Here is a 19,215-nt window from a genome sequence, read left to right as displayed (position 1 = left end):
CCATCTCCATTTTCTTAGTTACCACTTCTCTTTTTTCACTTCAAAACACGGGCATTGTTTCGTCCATTCCATCGGTTCCACTTCTCCGTTGTTGTTATGGTCGGGACTGAGGTTGTGATGTCCCGCTACTTTTGCTCCCGGATAGTCCATCAGCAAAGCACGTACCAATACGCGGAGCGAGTGGTGTTGCCATTCCGTGCGTGTGGTCAGGATTTATCTGTCACGTTTAAATTGATTTTTTTCCATGATTGCCATTGTTTTTTCGTTTGTACTTAAAAAATGGTGTGAAGGTATGAAAAAATAAGAAGAGGATGAAGTTTTATAGGAATAATACAGCACCATTGGAATAAGGTGGAGATTCCTTATTCTATGGATCGCATTGTAAAAACTTACTTCTTATTCCTATTCAGAAAATACATCAGTACAAAATACATGACAGCGGATAAAGAGATTTCAATTATATGAACTTCTTCTGTAAAAAGGAAATCGAGACAAAGATAAGTGGCAAAGAAACCAAACGTTTGAATGAATAGAATTTTCTTTTTCATGATTTAAACACTAAAAGTATTTGGCGGGAATAATAAGTTTAACCTATACTGCAAAGGTATTGAATATTATTTTATATCCTATATTTAGAATTGATAAAAGCATGTGTGCTGATGTCTTTTCTGCAATGGCTTTGATACAATAAGAGAAGAATGTAGTTTGTATCACTAATGAAGGAACCAGGATAGTGATGTTCTTGAAGCTGGCATTCCACTTATTGTTTTTTAAAGTCCAAATCCATGACTGCATGATTTTGGGGCATTTTTTAGACAATATATAAATATCATGCTTTTTGATTGTTTTTATTATTAAATTTGCGTAAACTTTTAGAATTTCGGTTTAATAGTGATTTCTACAATGAATAGCATGAAATACTCGGAACTCATAAAAAATAATAGTTGTAACAATTACTGTCGTTGTTATTCTCATCATTTTTTGAATCTTAATAAGTGTATGTGTCCGGAACTCTGTTAGAATTGTACCCGAAGGAGAACGGTATTTGAAATCAGAATTTAAAAAACATTAGGTTATGTGTAAAAAATTATTTGGAATATTGGCATTGTTTTCTTTCCTTCCATATTTTTCAGTTTGCCAAAATAAATTTCGGGAAAATGGTTGGTATCATATTTTATCCGGACAAACAGATAGTATCTCCCGAGAACCTATCGTGACGATAAAAGATTTTATTTCACTTAGATTGGAAACGGACTATTTTGGGAAAAATGTGATTAGTGGGCAAATCAGTAAATACAAATTGAACAAATGGGCTAAAGAAACGGAAAAGGCAATAGGCAGGCAGATCGCTTTTGTATTCAACGACTCTATCATAACCAATACACGTGTTAATTGTAGAATAGAAAGTGGGGCTTTCCAGATAACTTCCATTCTTGATAAAGAATTACCGGATATATATGAACGACTGAAGCAAGAGAAGATCAATTCTATTGAAGCTCTTTTTGAAGGCTGGGAAAAAGACTCCTTGTTTTACGCGATGTCTCCGGAACAAAGAGATTCCATAAGAATGGTAACCGATTATTGGGAAGCCAGTGCATGGGTGGATCTAATAACTAAACCCGATGAACATTATTGGTACAGTATAACGGACTCTACTGAGTATAAAAAACTGGAAGAGGCATTAAAAGAAGAGCTTGGTAAACTCAATTTCAGCAGCAGGGTTTCAGACTATATGAAGTCTAAAGCATATCAGGCATATAAAACGTATATATGCAATAATCCTATATATATCAACCTTATGTTCAAAAGTTTCCTTTTCAAGCAATTCAAGGGGCTGAACGGCTATCTGATAGATGATATTATCCGGGCCAAATATCCTTCCGCCCCAAGTATAAGAACATATGTGGAAAAGACTGACGACTCCGATGATGAGAGATTTGCAGTGTATGAATGGCAGCGAAAAATCTGGTTTTTGATGAATAAGGAAAAAAAGAATCTATAGTTTTTTACTTCATGAAAGAAAATCTTTAATATGTATTTTTTGATAAAAGTAAGGACTTTGGCGTTAAAAATATTCGCCTGCTACCTGATTTATAATGCAAAAAAATCAATCGGACAATTGAACAACTGAATAAATCTTGGGGTGCTCGGTCTGAGGTCAGTGATCATTTCGTCGTGAATGAATACCAGAATGGAGAAATTACCACTCTTGGAAACATAAAAAATAACCGGAGTCGGATTATGATTTCCTTCTCCGGTTCGTAATTCCGGGCAACTCTGTATCAACAATCTTCTCAGCCAGCTTCGGATCCATTTCTGACCTGGGTATCGGAACGATAAGAAACCTCCTGAAATACCCATTGGACTTGTTGTTGGTTCTTGTAAGCTCCTTTAGACAGAAAAGGTTTTTGCATGCCCTTATTTTTCTAGCCAACGATTCAAGTGATTACCAGGAGCAACGATGACAAACTTATAGAACTTCGATTCTGGCAAAGCTTGTAGATCGACTGTGTAACTTCTCTTTCCGGCCGGTAGCGTCACCAATTTGATCCATTCGTCTTCATCTCCCTCTTTGAATTTATTTGTGACGGCAACATAAACGGTCACTGGAACATTCTCCGAATAACATTTCCAGGATAAACCGACCGTATTATCATAAGGCATTGTCTGCAAATCGTAAATGTCAGCATCCCCGACAAAGGACATGCCATCTTGTTCCCACAAGACAGATTGTGGAACCTCAAAGTCCATGAACCGGCAGATGGAAGGTGCAATATCGGTGATTGCCAAATTGCCGGATGTGAAATGACTGTTTACCGGTACATTCGTTGAAACCCAGGTCGTACGTTCACGCCAGGACTGTCCCCCGTGGTCGTGTCCATTCTCTCCGCGTCCATGATCGGTGGTAATAACGACCATCCATTCTTCATCAAAATTGGCCTCCCTATATTTCACGGCTTCCCAAATGCGGGCAACCTGCTCGTCTGCTTTACGCACATATTCATCGAAAAATGCTCCGTTACCGGCAATATGCCCTGCATCGTCAGTGTACCATAAATACACCCAACTCAGATCGGGCGCATCTGTGCGGATACCTTCAGCTGCATCTTTCGAAATTTGTTCGTCTATATCGAAAATATGCAAATCCTTCTCTTTTTTCGGAAAACGGATGCTGTCCAAATCGTAACCGTCTTTTACATAATCAATCTTGAGATAGTTTGTTTCCTTTTTCCCCTCCCCAATCAAAACTGTCCGGTTATTCGTCCAACTGGAATAGATAGCCGTTTTATATTTTTTGGGTTGCTCTTTGGCAATCCGAAAGATCGTCCAGTAATTGTAATTCGGTTTCAGGTCGGAATTGCCTCCTACGTTATGCTTATTAAACCAAGTTGCTGTCAGCAGATTGGTATAGCCAATAGCTGAGATTGTCGCCGTCTGTGAATATCCACCAATTTCTCCTCCGGTATATGCCCGACTGTAAGCGCCTTTTGAAGCAATATCGAATATAGCCGGTGTATGAAGCCTTTCAATCTGGTCGGCAGGAATTCCGTCAACAATTACATATACTGCCTTCTTTGCCTTAGCAAACGTCTGTGCAGACAATAACCAAGGATATAACGCAAGTATAACCACCCAAAGAATTTTAAAAAAACGTTTGCTATCTGAATTCCGCAAACCGGCTTTTAAAAAAACATTTGTCCCCATTATAAAAAAAGTTTTAGAAAATTATTAACTGATGCAATCTAAATTTGCAATCATAATTTAAATTGATATTGTTTGACGATTTAAATCTATAACTTTTTTTTTAATTCATTGTTGTTTTAACAATTAATTATATTTAGTAAAACAGACACTTACTCTTGTGTGTACATCTCTTGTTTTCCTCATACTCTATGCTTGAATTTATAATGGAAGATAGTTAATATGCTCACGTGTTATCCCAAATCTCAGCTTTCGGTAAACGGAAATTACTTTTGTATTATTCTGCAAGACCTTTAAGAGATACATAAGGCGGTTCTTTAAATCCGTTCTTTTTTCACGTTCTTTAATTCTGTTCTTTCGAACAAATGCACTATATTTGTTTCATGGTGAATCAGGAAAAAAACTTATCTATTGAAACTTTGCGTGGTATCGCTATTTTATTGGTAGTGGTGGGGCATGTCATCGGTTCCGGACCTGGTGGGGGCATGAAAATTGATTTTCCACATCCATTGCGTTATCTTTACGTATGGATAGATTATATTCAGATGCCGTTGTTTACGGCTATTGCCGGCTGGGTTTATGCGTTGAAGCCTTTCTCTGCATCTTCCGGTTTTGGAAGTTTTGTCCGGAAGAAAGCTTTGCGTCTGCTGGTGCCGATGGCGGCGGTGGGCACGTTGTATTTTCTGGTACAGTATCTGATGCCGGGCACTAATAATAAAGGGGAGCTTAGCCAAATGTGGCGCATTTATGTATTCCCTTATACCATATATTGGTATCTGCCGTCGTTGTTCTTGATTTTTGTAGTGCAATGGTGGATGGACAGCCGGAAGTGGATGGACACTCCGGGCAAGTGGGCTGTTTGTTGCATTGTGGCGCTGATTTTCAGTAGGATAAATGATGTATGGATTCTGCATGAGGTTCCCGACCTGTTCAGTTTCAAGGGCGCTTTGGGACAGTTGCCCTATTTCTTTGTCGGCGTGGCTGCCTGCCGTTTTGCTGTGTCGCTCTACAGTCGTCTGGCTGTCAGGCGTGTCTTGCTTGCCGTGGCGCTATGGGGGATTGTCTTGATACAGATAGTGTGGTTCTATCCCGGTAAATACGCCTCTTTGAGCATGTTGCTTTATCCCGTGACGTTGATTCCCACCTTGTTCCTGCTGCTGGCATTGAAGTGGCACAACCGTTTTTTTGTCTGGATAGGCGGCTATGCGTACAGTATTTATCTTTTTCATGGTTTCGGTACTTCCGGTGGGCGGATTATACTGAAAATGATGGGGATTGATGCGATTGTCCCCATATTGCTGTCTGCAACTTTTATTGCAACAATCGGGCCGGTATTAGTAGACAAACTGTTTAACTGTTCCAAAATGCTGCGAATGCTATTTCTTGGAAGGAGATAATGCTCTCAGTCTGTTGCGCACCCTTATCATAAAACGCCGTAGCCACGGGAATGTTTCTCCCGACTTCAGATTATAGTATAGTGATTTGGATTCATAAATCATCTGGAAAGTTTCTGTACAAAGCACCGGTTTCTTGGTCAGGCGGTTGATTTCCGCAGCCTGCGGCATAGAGCTTTCTACAAACAGCATGTAGTCGGTGGATGAACCGTATTCTTTGGCTTTGAAGGAGGCGTGGCAATTCGCCCGTTGGCGTGCAGCCATATCCGGCAGGTCCAGCATGACGAGCTTATTGTATTTCACATGGTTCTTCTGGAGCCAGGCTTCCGTCTCCGGACGGTATTTCTCCAAGCGTGAAGTGACCAGTGTGCCAATGGTGACTTTGGGAATGAATAGCGGAAGAGCGTTCAGCAGGAAATGACGGTACTTCTCGCCGTCATCGTTCTCTTCCGGAGTGGGGTCTGCGCAAAGCACACCGTCGATGTCCATGCACGTTTTTTGCAGAATAGAGTGGTTCATGATGTTCCATTGGAAGAAACGGGGATAATCGACTATTTCGAAAAAATAATCAACAGAATGAGTGTGTAGTGGAACTGCATAAATGGCACAGTATTTGATGTTGTATAAATGTTCTATGTCCTTCAGGAGCTCGCGGCATTTCTTCACAGCTTTTCCCGTGGCTATGCTGTCGTCCACAACCAGTACTTTGTGTATGTGGGTCATGTTGAAAGTTTTCCCCCGTTCTCCGGTCTGATAAATATGCCCGTTGCGGAAAGAATCAATGTCCGTGACGGGCAGGTTCAGATAGAGTGCCAGCAGGTTGGCGGGAAACATGCCACTGCGGGGTACACCGACAATGAGGTCGAAATCCCGTGGCAGAATGCTGAGATGTTGCAGGATGCAATGGTTCAAGTCGTCTATGTTACGATAGTTCATGTAGTTTTCTTCTTTAGGAATGAGTCGATTATTTCATAGATTTTCTTCACACTATGCCCCCAACTGTGGGTCTCGGCAAAGGCTATGCGCTGTTTGGCCAGTTCTTTGTCGTCAGCTTCGGTCACAGCACGGTCTATGGCCGCAAGCCATTCCTCCGGGTTGATGGCCAGGTGCGTGTGACCTGTGAATATGTTGCGCATGGTGTGGGTACTGGTTGCGACAGTGGGTTTACCCATAGCCAGATATTCGTCTATTTTCAACGGATAGTTGCCGTTGGTAATCTTGTTCACCATTTGCGGATTGATGCAGACATCGTAGGCAGCTATGTAGGCCGGTAATTCGTCCACTTTTTTTTGTCCGGTGAAATAGGCATTTTTCAAACTATGGATACGGTCCCGACGGAAAATGTCATCTTCCGGGCCGGTGAACACAAAACTATAATCGGGACGCTGACTTATTATCTGATAAAGCAGTTCTCCGTCAAGGCGGGTACTGTTTATCGTACCCATATATCCGATGATAGGATGTGGAATATTTTGTACATCATCGGGTGTTCCGTACTCTTTGGCGGGGTCGTATAGCGTCAGGTTTACTCCGGTTTCGATGGGGTAGGTATGGGGATTGTAGGCTTGCAACTCTGCGGCAAAACGGGTGGAGTTTGCCAGAACAATGTCTGCAGAGGCTGCTAATTCTGGCTCAAGACGGGTGCCGTGCCTGCGCCAGTAAGCTTCGCCTATGACGTAGTCGCGCCGATAATAGATGCTGACAGCCGGATGAATATACTCCTTCAGATAGCGGCTGCGGTAAATGTCTGTATCAATGAGGTGAATGTAATTCTTGAAGCCGAGTGCGGTGGCCTGCTCTACAATCCATCGGGCTATGCGGGCATTGTTTTTTCTGTTGACGATATTGAAAAGCGATGCGGGCAGGAAATTGGCCGAGAGCACTGTGAAAGGACAGTCCAGTATCCACATGTTGGCGTTGATTTGCCGGAGCGGTGAAGTCTCTCCCTTGATGACAGCCATGCGCCGGATGTAAGACGGAGATTGTCTGTCCCCTCTCAGCCGGATGGAAATGTCCATCGGAGTGTTTATGTAGAGCACCCGGTTCTGCTTTGAAATTTCCAATGCAGTATTCTTGATGGTACTACCTATTTCGATGTCCCATGTTTGCAGGCTGGTGATGATGAAGTCTCTCATGATGTTTGCCGATTACTGGTGAATACTGTGATATATCTTTACATATTCTTCTGCTGTGTGTTTCCAGGAGAACAGTTTTACACGTTCCAGACTGTAATTTACTTGTTGCTGATAGAATGTTGCATCATTCTCCAGACGTAGCAAGGCATCTGCTATTTTTTGCGGTTTTTGAGGGTCGACTAAAATGGCACCTTTACCGGCAACTTCGGGCATTGCCGAAACGTTGCTCGTCACTACAGGAGTACCGCAAGCCATAGCCTCCAGCATAGGAATTCCGAAACTTTCACGCAAGGAAGGATAGAGGAATGCAAATGCTGCATTATAAAGGGTTACTAAATCTTTGTTGCCGATATATCCTGGATAATACAGATGTTTTTTTATCCTGGTGATTCCTTCTTGCTGAAGAAGCTGGTCGATATATTCTTCTTTTAAATCGGCAATGAGAAGGGGGCGTTTCGTTTGGGATGCTTGCAGATATAACGCGTATGCTTTCAGGGTACGCGCCGCATTCTTTTTGGGGTCTGTATTTCCAAGAAAGAAAAGAAAGTCCGGATGCGGTATGTATTTCTGCACAATACTCTTATCGGGTGTTTCCTGCATCGTAAAGTAAGCGCTGTAGCCGTTGTACACGGCTTTAATGACTTCTTTGGGAAGCTGCAAAGCTTCCTGTATGCGGGTACACTCGAACTGCGAAACTGTAATAATCTTTCTTGCTTTCTTCAGGATGCGGGGAACAATCAGGCGACGGTAATGCCATCCCATTTCCTGATAGAAGGAAGGACTGCGATGCTGACGCGGCTCCAGATAGATAATGTCATGAAGCGTCAGCACCAAAGGGATGGGACACCATAGCGGGGCTGTGTTCGATGTACAATGCAGCAAGTCCGCTTTCAGCTTCCTGGCGGCCTGGGGCAATGCTATCTGCTCCCACAGTGGATAAGTAGGGCAGCAAAGCTCAATGATATGGAGGTTTTCCGATTCTTCCAGGCACCGGTCCTCCCCCGGAGCAACGAATACGTAATATTCATTACTGTCTTTCCGCTTTTGCAGTTCTTTCAGTGTCTCCAGGATGACAAAGTCCATACCATGCTTGTCTTTGCGGAAAATGCGTTGGGCTTCGATGGCGATTCTCATTTTGCTGCCTTTCTTTTCTTTTTCCGTTTAAAGATTCTTGTGATGTGGCTCATGGAAGAGGTGACTACCAATATGGGCAGAGACCAGAAAGCGCTCCGGAATTTGCGGCTGATTTCCCCTTCGGGCATGGCCATCAAAAAAGTGATGAATAAAACGGCTAAAAGTGCATACCATTTTGTAGCAAGCGGCCACTCCAGGAATGTTATTGCCACGGCACATATCGTGATATATAAGATGAGCAGAAAACGGGATGGAAGTAGCCATTGGAATAATTTTTCGCATAAATCCCACTTTCCTTGTAAGAAGGCTATCGGAAATTGTTGCAATGCCAGTATGGAGCTGCGATACTGTGAGCCCAACCAGCGTTGGCGTTCTTTGCTGTACCCCGATGTATCGTCCGTCTTTTTGCAATAGCAGACTATTTCTTCCATGTATTCGGTATATATGTTTTCCTTCAAGAGTTCCATTTCTGTAGCTTTGGCCAAATCGCTTCCTGATAATCTGGGAGCGATTTCCTGAAACATCTCAAAATCAAACATCATGCCCGAACCGATGAGGGCGGAGGAGAATCCCAGTGCCGTATGTGCCTTGCGGAAGAGGTGGTTGTTGATTTCTTCGCTGGTGGCGTTTAATACGGCGATGTTGGTATTCAGGTTTTCCGTCATGCGGTGGGCTTGGATGGCATCGCATCCGGAGTAGTAGGCGTTGTTGAAAAGCTCCAATGCGTTAGGAACAACTTTGTTGTCTGAATTGAATATGGTGATGGCATCGTACTCATGAGGAGAATAACGCTCCATAACCTGCTGTATGGCATATATCTTTGTGCAATGCTCTTTATCGGGCACGACAATATTGACCGGCATCTGGAGCAGCGTAACTAAGTCTTCTTCGGACAGTTGTGTGGCAGCTACTGCGATGTCGTATTTTTCTCTCGGATACATCTGCGTATCAAGGAAATGATTGATGGACTCTATCACTTCCTTGCCGTTTTTCAACACAACAAAGAGGACCAGGAAACGATGTTGCTTGGGGGACGGTGGATAGGGATTCTTGTATTTCCGCAAGGAGGCCAATGCATAGATAAACAAGTAGGCTACGGGGATGGCCAGCAATAAGAAAAGAACCGCGTCTGTCATTTGCAAGGCATTGTTGTTCTCGTCCATCCACCAGTCGGGATTGAATATGGAAAAAATGTCGTTCATATATGTTTTCTATTTAATATTTTCTATTTCTTTTTCATTTTTTGTTGGGTCAGCAGTTGGTCGATATGCTCCCCATTAATCAGGACTGACAAAAATAAAATAACCATGAATCCTGTAGGGAATTGGAAGAAAAAAGCATTTCCATAGGCGCTTATCATTAGTCCGAAAATGCCGCAAGCAATGGCCGTGAGTATTCCACGTAGCTCGTTATTCTTAATCCGAAACATGATAAGATAGCAACCTCTTAACAATGTACTGACATATATGGTAAGAAAAAGCACTAATCCTACAATACCGGTTTCCATCCATATCTTGACATAAAAAGAATCATGGGGAATGAGTGTTGTGAGACGGGAACCATATTTTCTGGCTTCTACCCCTCCCAAACCGAGTCCTTCTCCGAAAGGTTTGTATTTTAGATATTCAGCCAATCTTTTTTGGTTTTCTTTGCGGACAGTGTATGAGGCATCTTCTGTAGGTCTGAAAGCTGTGCGCATGCGTCTGATTGAAGAGTTACTTTCACCGATATAGGTATGGGCGAAAAAGATATAAAAAAATAAGCCGAATATGACTGTAGCTCCCATGAGCTTGATATTTTTACTGAGGAAAGTAAACAATATGCTTCCTCCGATGGGGACAAACAGTGCACCGCGAGTTCCGGAAATGAACAAGGCATATATGGAACAAAGGGCAATAATTATATAATAGAGTCTTATGAAACGTTCTTTCACGAAGATAGCCGAGATACCGAACAGAATGGCAGCAAAACCCATGTTGGAACCGAAATTTCCAGCATCTGTGAAAAAGGAAAAATATCGGGTGACATCGGATAAAAGGTGTGTCTTGTACATTTCCGTTTCAATCAGCATGGTTGTTTCTGTCTCATCAAAACCTACATATTTCTGGTAAACAGTTTTGGCTACGGCTGTCAATGTGAATATGGACAGAAAAAGCATAATGATGCGCAATCGCTTATAGGAGGTCATTGTTAAAACGCCAATTAATGACATGACAAGGGTGCTGTATATGATTCCACGAGAGTAAATCCAAGCTTCCGTGAGAGCTGTTGGGTTTATGATTTCAGCCGCAGTATATATGGCCCATATGCAACCTCCAAACGTCAGAATATTTTTGGTGTATTTCCATGCAATCTTACCTTGTTGATGATAGGAATATATCAAAAGTGTTATAAGCAGGGTGACGGTTGCAACATCATACCAGACACTCAACCCACTACCTTGCGTGTATCTGTACCAGGGAATGAAAAAGTAATTGAATGTGAATAGGAAACATACACCGGCAAAAGGGTTTCTTAATGCTTGTATTGCTATTATCAAGAAGAAAGGGGAAAGGCAAACGTATGCAATGATATCCCAAGTACTGAATAATATGCTATAGATGAGTGCACCCAGTCCGATGATGAACACTAATAATGTTACCGCCAAGGGAGATATGCTATGTCCTTTGATATCCGTTTGCATTTATTTGACAGCTGCTGATTTTGATGTTAAACCTAATTGTGCCAACCGGCTGAAGAAACTGTGGACCGGAGTATGAGGAGGTAATTCTCCGGTAAAGCTTTCAACCACTTCGCGGTCTGCATTGTTGAGATACATAAATAGAGGAGTTCCTTCCAATTCTTCCTTTAACGGTTTCAATCGGGTGTCGTCATCTCTGCCCCACAATCGGGCAGCGTTGGCTATCAGCAAATTGAAATCTGCTTTTTTCAATACCGACATAGGTAAAGTGGCGGTACTGACAGCAGGATATTCCACTAAAATAATGTCCGGTATTTCTTCTGCTTCATTTAAAGCCCAGAAGTCAGACAATTCTTGAGCTTGTACATATCCCTTGTTTTGGGTGTCGAAATCGTGGTCGTATTTTACAAGGCGCACTTTCATACCCTCAGTTTCCCAGTAATCGATGAAATATTTGGCAAGGAATGATTTCCCTTCACGTTTCTCCATGCTGAGCAGGTTTATGACGGTGGGACGATCCGGATGTAAGTAGTTGTTGAATTGTCGGCAACTGTAGGCTGCGGCAAGCCGGTTGCAAGCCTTGAGGAATCCACGGAATTTTAAGTTGCTTACACCGTTGAATGCTGCAATGACAGATAGTCCGGTCAGACGTTTGCTGCGGTCAGGGTCTCGGAGAGTGCGGTCTAACAATTCAATCAGCAGGAAGTAACCGCTTATGAATATTAAACTGCCGAAGAATGCCGCAAGGACGTAGATAATTCTTTTTCTGCCATTGTCTGTCAGCGGATACTCGGGTGATGCTATGACCTGCAGGTTGGCAGTTGTCATCTTGATATTCTGCAAACGGAGGTGTGCTTCAGCAAGGCCTCCTATTTGTCGGCGGTAATTGTCTTCGGCAATGCCTACGGCACGTTCTTTTCGCTTGATTTGAGTGCCTACGGGTGAGAATTCCCGGTATTGGCCGATAATGTCCCGTTGGCGGTCAACCAATACTTTCACTTCAGCTTTGGCTTTCGCCTCATTGATGCATGCCGTCAGCCATTCTGTCACCATTTCTCGAATGCCTACACCCTCCTTGGAGAAACCATACTCGTTTAAATTATCGGAGAGATGGCTTATTTTTTCTTCTGCCTTTTGCAGAGCATCTTTTTCTCTTTGAAGTTTATCACTTTTCTTCTGACTTTGTTCTGTGGTAAAAATTTCTTGTTCGAGAATGCTTTGGTTCAAGGTGCTGACTTTTTCCAACTCTTGTAATAAATTCGTATTTGTGCGTATAATCTTGGCCCGTATGTCCATTTTATTCTCTAACATTTGGCGCAAGGCTACTGCACTTCCATAATTTCGTTGCACTGCTTCCATACGGTCGTCTGTCGCATATTTGGTCAAAGCCAATGCCTTGGATTGTTCGTCGTAGTTGATGACTTGTTTTTGAACACTATAGTCTGTCAAATCATCTTCTTCTGCAGTAAGTGCTTTTTTGGCTATTCGCACTTGTTCTTCAAAATAGGCGATAGCACTGTTTGTGGCACTGAACCGGAGTTGCTCATAAGCCTTTAACAGTTCATCTTCCAATATCTTGAGGGTGTTTTGCGTAATACCGGGATCGGAGGAGGTATATACCAATTCTATCAGGTCACTGGTACCCAATCGTTTAATGGTGATTGAATTTAATGCGTTATAGCTATAAAACGGATAAGGGCGGTTGAATATGGAATAGACAAAATTGCTACTGTTCTCCTTTCTGTAATTCATTAAATTAGTTACGGTTTTATCCAAAGAGGAACGGTCTACCAAAGCCAATACTTCTTTTGGAAGGATTTGGACAAGTTGTCTGTAATGTTTGGCTTGAATGTACATATTGTCTTTCCATTCATCACCGTGTACAAGATTGGTTGCAAGCAGTCGAACGGAAACCTTTGCCAAAGTGTTTTTGGACTTGCCAATATTAATGATATTGTCGAAAGTACTGTTGATGTTGATAAGCTGGCTTCCATCCAAATTGGTACTATTGGTTACGCCTGCATATAAACTACTGTTTACCGTATAACTGTATGGTAAAAATTGGGTAAAGTATATGACCAATGCCGTAACAAGAAGACTTCCCCACAATAACCAATAACGGATGCGGTAAAAGAAGCTTGCCAAAAATTGTACTATATTCATAATTAGTTTACTTGTCTGTTATAACTTTTACATTAGTCAACATTTCCAATAATACAATTGAATTGTGTAAAGCTACACGACTCTGCTCATACGTGGTCACGGCACCGGTGCGGCGCGCACGCTCTAAAGAAAGTGCAATGATGTCGATGGCTCCTTGTATGAAATTGTTTTCAGATATTTTCATTTGTGCATTATACAAGGCAGCCGTTTCTGCTTTGGCTTTGATGGTGGCTAATTGTTCGGTAACTGCATTGTAGGCTTCCAAGACCTTTAGTCTCCGTTCTTCCATGACATCTTCTTGTACATATTGCAATTGTTCTATCTGGTAGCGATAATCTTTCAGTTTTAACGGACGGTTGAATAGATCACCCAGGCTGACACCGACGCTGGCCCCGACATTGAAGTTGTGCTGGGCACTTGACATCGTTGTCTGGTACATAGGGGTGAACTCGTCACTGGCATTGCCTATGATGTTGTAGCGTCCGTAAGAATAGTTACCGTTCAGCCTGAAGTAGTTCCACCAATTCCTTTTTTCCAGGCGATATTGGTTCTTGACTTGCTCTACTTGGGATTGGGCTCTTTTTACTGACGCATTCTCTGTTACTGCATCAAGAAAGACGGATAGAGGAGGCAACTCTAAATTCTCAATATCTATTGATGTCTTCGAACTGATTAAACCCAATGTGTTGACTTCTATTTTTTTGTCCTCCATTTTGAGCTGTTCCAATATCTTGATGCGCTCCTCCCGTGTCAACTCCTGCTGCGCAGCCACAGACAAAGACACCCCCAACAATCCTAAGAGGATTACACTGTAAATGATGGAACTGATATATCTTTTTATTGTCTCTAAAGCCATATAATTCCTGTTATCTTTATTTTATACATTCTCTTTTTGTACAAATGCCGTCAGCGTTTTGCACAGTATCTTCATGTCCAGCCAGAATGAGAATTCTTTGGCGTATTTAATGTCCAGTTGTTTGCGTTCTTCGGCCGACATCTTCCCGGCGCCACCTCGTTTCTCCACTTGCCACAGTCCTGTCAGTCCGGCAGGGGCCATGAAGCGTTCGATATATGCGTCGCTGGTCAGCAGCTCGGCTTCGTAGAGGGGGAGCGGGCGGTTGCCCACGATGCTCATGTCCCCTTTGAGGACGTTGAACAGCTGCGGCAGTTCGTCAATGCTGTACTTGCGGATGAAACGGCCTACGCGGGTGACACGGGGATCGTTCTCTATCTTGACAAACGTATTCTGTTTTTCTTGGGCCTTCTTTTTAAGGAAATCTTCTTCGGAGATGACAAAATCGTCCGAAATCAGCAGGGTAGCCTCCTCTTCGGAAGTGCCGGTCAGGTCGTCGAAGCGGATATCGGGCTGCTCGTCCGTAAGCTCTTCCTCTATCTTATATTGGTTGAGGGCATTCAGTTCTTTCAGGCGCTTGTCTGCATTGGTGTACATGGAGCGGAACTTCAAGAAGTTGAATATCTGGTAGTTGCTGCCTACACGCTGGGATTTGTAAATCACTTTGCCTTTACTCTCCATGCGGATGGCTATGGCTGTGGCAATGAGTAGCGGAGAAAGCACAACGAGCACTGCACACGCAAACAGTATATCGAAGATACGTTTCCACATAGGCAGGTGGAAGGTGTTGAATATCTTACGGTGTGACTGGCTGAATTCCTGCAGTTTGTGCTCCTTGCGCAACCGGAGGAATTTCGTCATTTGCTGGAGGCTCTCTTCGCTGGCCATAGGGGAAAGGGTGTTGTTGACACCTGCCTGCAGATAGAGCTTGCGGTGTTCCTTCTGCAACCCTTCGGTGATGAGGATGATGTAGACACGGGGGAAGCGCTTGTGCAGGAAAGTGATGTCCTGGCTGTCCTTTTGAGGGGTACTTTCTTCGTAAAGAATGGATGTGTTGTACCGTTCGCGGATACCGTCGATGACTTTCGCCGCTTTGTTGCAGGATGAAACAGCCATGAACATGCCTCCCGCAATTTTGCTCAAGTGGCCGATGGTGACGCGGTTGCTACCTATGTAGATATAATATAACATATCCATTGATTTTGTTGTTTAGAGAAATTTCTTGATGCGGGCCTTCAGCTCCATAGGATTGAAAGGTTTCAGTATGAAATCCTCGGCTCCTGCTTCGAGCAGGTTGATGCGCTCGGTGGTACTTTCCTCACTGGAAAGCATCACAACCGGAATGTCCTTGAACAGTGAATTGCCTTTCAGATATGCCAGAAATTCACCTCCGGTCATTTTGGGCATGCGTATGTCCGAAATGATGAGAGCGGGCTCGTTCCCCTCATTCAGCCATTCTATGGCTCTGACGGGATCTTCGAAATAGACCAGCTCATTTTCTTTTCCTAAATAGACCGAGAGTACCTTGCCTATGGCAGGTTTGTCATCTACAAATAATATTTGTTTCATTGCTTATGATAATTGTTTGCTATATTTATCTATATACATTTTCTTCTACCGGGTGTTCGTACCATTCCGTATACTGGGTTCTGTCTTGGGCCCAATAGATGAATTCCGGATATGCGCTTGCTTCGGGGATATCAGTGCGTGAAATATTGATGGTTTCCTTGGGATAGCGGAAGCCATACGGCACGCAGATTGCCCATGTGTTGTTGCCTGCTAAGTCAAGATTCTCTTGCTGTATGGTTCCGGCGGCAGTGGCGCCATATCCCCAAAATTCGTAAAGATGGACTTCCATGCGTTGTTCCATGCTTTTATATTGATAACAGATGAAGAAGTCCAGATTGTCTTTTGAGAATAGGGGTTCTGTCCGGTTTTGGTCTGCCAGTTCAATAATGACTTTATAAGTATACTCTTTGGCGGTCACTCCAATGCCGGTATTTACCATCTCACCCGATTCAACTCCAAATACATTGTGTACTTCGCCTGCGATGGGGATTATGACATTCGGATCGGAATCTTCCATATAAGTAGCGTTATTGTACCTGAATTTGTTGTACGAGCTGTTGAATGACTCCTGGAAACGCGAATCGTCGCCTCCGGTCTTGATTTCCCGGATATCGGATTTATTGATTCCGGTAATCCGGAGCCCTACGCCCAACGGCTTGCTTGCTCCTGCCGCAGTAAGGGTCACGTCGAGCTGTATGCGCTTGATGTGGTTCGTCTTTTTCTCGCGGTGATAGTAGGTCTCCACGTCCAAGACCACGTCGTTGAAGTCATAGTCGCCTACCAACGGGAAGTTGTCTTCGAATACGTACGTATAGGAGACTGGGTCTGTAGGGGGCTCTGAGCCGGACTCGTTCGGAGTATTGCCTTCGCCCGTGCAGTCTCCGGCGGGAATGGTGATGGGGGATTCTCCCCATTTGGATATGGTTCCTTCGGTATTCTTGATGGCATCAAGGAATTTGGCTTCCCACCAGATGTCCTCAGTGATATCATCGTCAATTTCTTTCACTTCATAATGAATGTTTCCCTGGCTGGAAAAATTCCCTATATCTTCAACTTTATTGATTTTTACCAGTGCATATTCATTGTTTGAGCCCATAAATTGTGCTTGTGACAATTCTGCTTCATCAAGTACGGTTATCATGGAGTTGTCACCCATTGTGATTCTGGTGTTGTAATTGTTGCTATGGTCCCCGAAATCCTCTATCTCTGCAGAAGAGGTGTCTCCCATGTTCAGTGTGCCTACAAATTCTTCCGTATATAGATAGCATCCGTTGTCTATAGTGATGTTGCTGTGGGTTTTCCCGATGTAGGCTTTGCCCTGGTTGATGAATTTGCATCCGCTGTCGAAATTCATTTCATCGACACGTACGGTACCGCAATTATAGAATACTCCTCCCTGGCTGACATGGAAATCATCTATTTCTATGGTGCCGGCATTGTAGTTGTAGCTGCCTCCGGATGCATTGGTCAATTCGATGTCGTTCCCTTTGATGGTTCCACCCGCGTAGACGATAAACCGGCTGGATTGCACTAAAGTGAAGGTGTGCTCGTCCGGTATCACGATTTCCCCTCCGTCAATCACATAGAATTCGAAGCCTCGTTCAACGGTCATGTTGTTTCCATTGGGTTCCCAGCTGCCTTCAATGATGATGATGGCCGGATTGTCACTTCCCATGCCGTCCTTGCTGATTTTATTCCTATATATATTGTCTTTGGAGATTTTGTAGGCTTTTCCGTTTTGAAAATCGGTATTCGGCCTTATTTCTTCGGCGCTTGATAGCATTGCGGTGATTTCCGCCTCAGACTTTTCCGGTGAATAGGTCTCGATGCTGACACTGCGCGTCCATGCGGTACGTGTAGTTGCAAGGGAATTGCCGAAAGCGGCATGGAGCTGACCGTTTTGGATGGATACATATTTTACTATGTTGCGGCTGTGTGTATCGGTGCGGCACACAAAAGCGCTCGTCAGTACAGAAGGGCAGTCCATGACGGTAGTAAATACTGTTGTATTATTGGCGGTGCCTTCTGCCAGCAGTTTGGCAGATGACCGGCTGATTAAGGGGTTCTTGTCGTAAATACGTATGGTATAGTCGATGCCGGTATCTTCGGATACAGAAACATTGACCCGGACCTGCTGAGTCATTTTCCAATCCATAGCCGGGTCTATGTTCTTGACCGGAAACCTGTCTTGATAGGCTGCTTTCACTTTTTCGGGGTTAAAAACATCGTCTTTACAACCCTGCAGCAGTATGCCTACTGTAAGAATAACAAGCGGCAGAAAGCGTTTGTATAGGGTATTTTCTCCCATATTTTACATTTGTTTTGCTTGATTGTAAGCAAAAGTACGTTTATTTAAACTAATAAGCTTTATTAATGGGGGATAAAAGCATGGTGATTAACCCTTTTTAACGCTTTTGTGCGAATAGATAAAACAAGTTTATTTTGAAAATTGTCAATATAACTATATACCCTCTGTGTTGCTGCTTTACTGAATCTTGGTGATTTCTCCTGCCAGGTCGGAATTCATGCGGTGGCGGATTTCGGCTTGGTCCAGTCCGTGTCCCAGGAGGAACATGAGTTTGGTGACGGCACATTCGGGGGTACTGTCATAGCCGCTGATGACACCTGCCTGGAGAAGTTGCAGACCGGTTTCGTAACGTCCCATCTCGACGGCGCCACTTTGGCATTGGGTGATGTTGACGATGACAATGCCACGTTCGCTGGCTTCTTTCAGCTGGCGGATGAACCATTCTTTCTGGGGGGCATTGCCGGAACCGAAGGTCTTGAGGACAACAGCTTTCAGGCCGGGAACATGAAGCACGGAGTTGATGATGCTTTCCTGGATGCCGGGAAAGAGGGTGAGCACTACGACATTGGTGTCGAAAAGGTAGTGCGGCTTCATAGGGCGTGACGGGTCGGGACGGTGGATGAGGTGCTCGTTATAACGGATATGGATGCCTGCCTTTGCCAGTGCGGGATAGTTGAAGGAGCGGAAAGCATTGAAATTCTCGGCATTGATTTTGGTGGTACGGTTGCCCCGCATCAGCTCGTTCTCGAAGAAGATGCACACTTCGGGGACGATAGGAGTACCGTCCGGATGCTTGGCGGCGGCTATTTCAATGGCGGTGATGAGGTTCTCTTTCCCGTCGGTGCGCAGGGTGCCGATGGGAAGCTGGGAACCGGTGAGGATGACCGGCTTGGAAAGGTTCTCGAGCATGAAGCTGAGTGCGGAGGCTGTATAGGCCATCGTATCGGTACCGTGCAGGATGACGAAGCCGTCGAAATTGTCGTAGTTGTAGTTGATGATTTTTACAATCTTTGCCCAGAGGGAAGGTTCCATATCGGAAGAGTCGATAGGCGGGTCGAACTGATAGGAAGAGATGCGGTAGTTGAAGCGCTTCAGTTCGGGGACATGCTGCAGCAGTTGGTCGAAGTTGAAGTTCTCAAGCGCACCGGTCTCGGGATTTTCTATCATTCCGATAGTTCCACCAGTGTAAATCAATAGTACGGAAGGGCAATCGACTTTCATAAATTTCGTATTTGGGTTCTTTTTGGGGTACAAAGATAGCGAAAAAAGTCATGAGT

General features: G+C 43.8%; 14 protein-coding genes and 1 pseudogene. 2 read left to right on the top strand and 13 right to left on the bottom strand.

Features of this window, described 5'->3' with window-relative positions; genetic code table 11:
• Positions 1–18: 18 nt before the first annotated feature.
• Positions 19–204 (bottom strand): annotated as a pseudogene (locus JXR92_RS14080) (N-acetylmuramoyl-L-alanine amidase); the annotation flags it as partial.
• 871 nt (positions 205–1,075) lie between these two features.
• Here JXR92_RS14080 and JXR92_RS14075 point away from each other — a divergent pair.
• Positions 1,076–2,002 (top strand): SecDF P1 head subdomain-containing protein, encoded by a 927-nt coding sequence (locus tag JXR92_RS14075; protein WP_138345974.1) that lies wholly within the window; start codon positions 1,076–1,078, stop codon positions 2,000–2,002.
• 416 nt (positions 2,003–2,418) lie between these two features.
• Here JXR92_RS14075 and JXR92_RS14070 read toward each other — a convergent pair whose 3' ends face one another.
• Positions 2,419–3,705 carry a hypothetical protein gene (locus JXR92_RS14070; RefSeq protein ID WP_226791187.1) on the bottom strand — a complete coding sequence of 429 codons (1,287 nt, stop codon included), beginning with the start codon at positions 3,703–3,705 and terminating at the stop codon, positions 2,419–2,421.
• A 362-nt stretch (positions 3,706–4,067) separates the two neighbouring features.
• Between JXR92_RS14070 and JXR92_RS14065 the strand changes: the two genes are divergently transcribed.
• Positions 4,068–5,099: an acyltransferase family protein gene (locus JXR92_RS14065; RefSeq protein WP_226791185.1), complete on the top strand. Its 1,032-nt coding sequence runs from the start codon at positions 4,068–4,070 to the stop codon at positions 5,097–5,099.
• Here the strand turns inward: JXR92_RS14065 and JXR92_RS14060 are convergent.
• The 11 genes from JXR92_RS14060 to ansA form a co-directional block, all read right to left on the bottom strand.
• On the bottom strand, positions 5,079–6,032 hold the full coding sequence (locus JXR92_RS14060; protein WP_117964519.1) for a phosphoribosyltransferase: 954 nt from the start codon (positions 6,030–6,032) through the stop codon (positions 5,079–5,081). The two genes, JXR92_RS14065 and JXR92_RS14060, sit on opposite strands and share 21 nt — an antisense overlap.
• A complete protein-coding gene (locus JXR92_RS14055) occupies positions 6,029–7,231 on the bottom strand; it encodes a glycosyltransferase (RefSeq protein ID WP_131225280.1) in 1,203 nt (400 codons plus the stop codon). Before JXR92_RS14055 ends, JXR92_RS14060 begins: the two co-directional genes overlap by 4 nt.
• 12 nt (positions 7,232–7,243) lie before the next feature.
• Entirely contained in the window at positions 7,244–8,365 is a 1,122-nt protein-coding gene (locus JXR92_RS14050; protein ID WP_138345972.1) for a glycosyltransferase family 4 protein, read from the bottom strand.
• The gene (locus tag JXR92_RS14045; RefSeq protein ID WP_117601351.1) at positions 8,362–9,567 is read right to left on the bottom strand and encodes a glycosyltransferase family 2 protein; all 1,206 of its coding nucleotides are present in this window, start codon (positions 9,565–9,567) and stop codon (positions 8,362–8,364) included. The genes JXR92_RS14050 and JXR92_RS14045 overlap by 4 nt, the downstream gene beginning before the upstream one ends.
• A gap of 23 nt (positions 9,568–9,590) precedes the next feature.
• Complete coding sequence (locus tag JXR92_RS14040) at positions 9,591–11,048, bottom strand: O-antigen ligase family protein (protein ID WP_117601350.1); 1,458 nt, start codon at positions 11,046–11,048, stop codon at positions 9,591–9,593.
• Positions 11,049–13,208 (bottom strand): GumC family protein, encoded by a 2,160-nt coding sequence (locus tag JXR92_RS14035; RefSeq protein ID WP_119961504.1) that lies wholly within the window; start codon positions 13,206–13,208, stop codon positions 11,049–11,051.
• A 7-nt stretch (positions 13,209–13,215) separates the two neighbouring features.
• On the bottom strand, positions 13,216–14,064 hold the full coding sequence (locus tag JXR92_RS14030; RefSeq protein WP_119961505.1) for a TolC family protein: 849 nt from the start codon (positions 14,062–14,064) through the stop codon (positions 13,216–13,218).
• 21 nt (positions 14,065–14,085) lie between these two features.
• Positions 14,086–15,252, bottom strand: a complete 1,167-nt coding sequence (locus JXR92_RS17495; protein WP_131226401.1) for a sugar transferase — start codon at positions 15,250–15,252, stop codon at positions 14,086–14,088.
• An 18-nt stretch (positions 15,253–15,270) separates the two neighbouring features.
• Positions 15,271–15,630, bottom strand: coding sequence for a response regulator (locus JXR92_RS14020; protein ID WP_119961506.1), 360 nt, complete (start codon positions 15,628–15,630; stop codon positions 15,271–15,273).
• A 25-nt stretch (positions 15,631–15,655) separates the two neighbouring features.
• Positions 15,656–17,938 (bottom strand): LruC domain-containing protein, encoded by a 2,283-nt coding sequence (locus JXR92_RS14015; protein WP_138345970.1) that lies wholly within the window; start codon positions 17,936–17,938, stop codon positions 15,656–15,658.
• Positions 17,939–18,115: 177 nt separating this feature from the next.
• The gene (gene ansA / locus JXR92_RS14010) at positions 18,116–19,159 is read right to left on the bottom strand and encodes an asparaginase (protein WP_087333088.1); all 1,044 of its coding nucleotides are present in this window, start codon (positions 19,157–19,159) and stop codon (positions 18,116–18,118) included.
• Between the last annotated feature and the right edge of the window lie 56 nt (positions 19,160–19,215).

The sequence above is a fragment of the Bacteroides parvus genome, assembly GCF_017309675.2.
GTDB classification, from domain to species: Bacteria; Bacteroidota; Bacteroidia; order Bacteroidales; family Bacteroidaceae; genus Bacteroides; species Bacteroides uniformis.
Note: the sequence above shows the minus strand (reverse complement) of the source record. Positions and strands in the feature narration are given on the sequence as shown.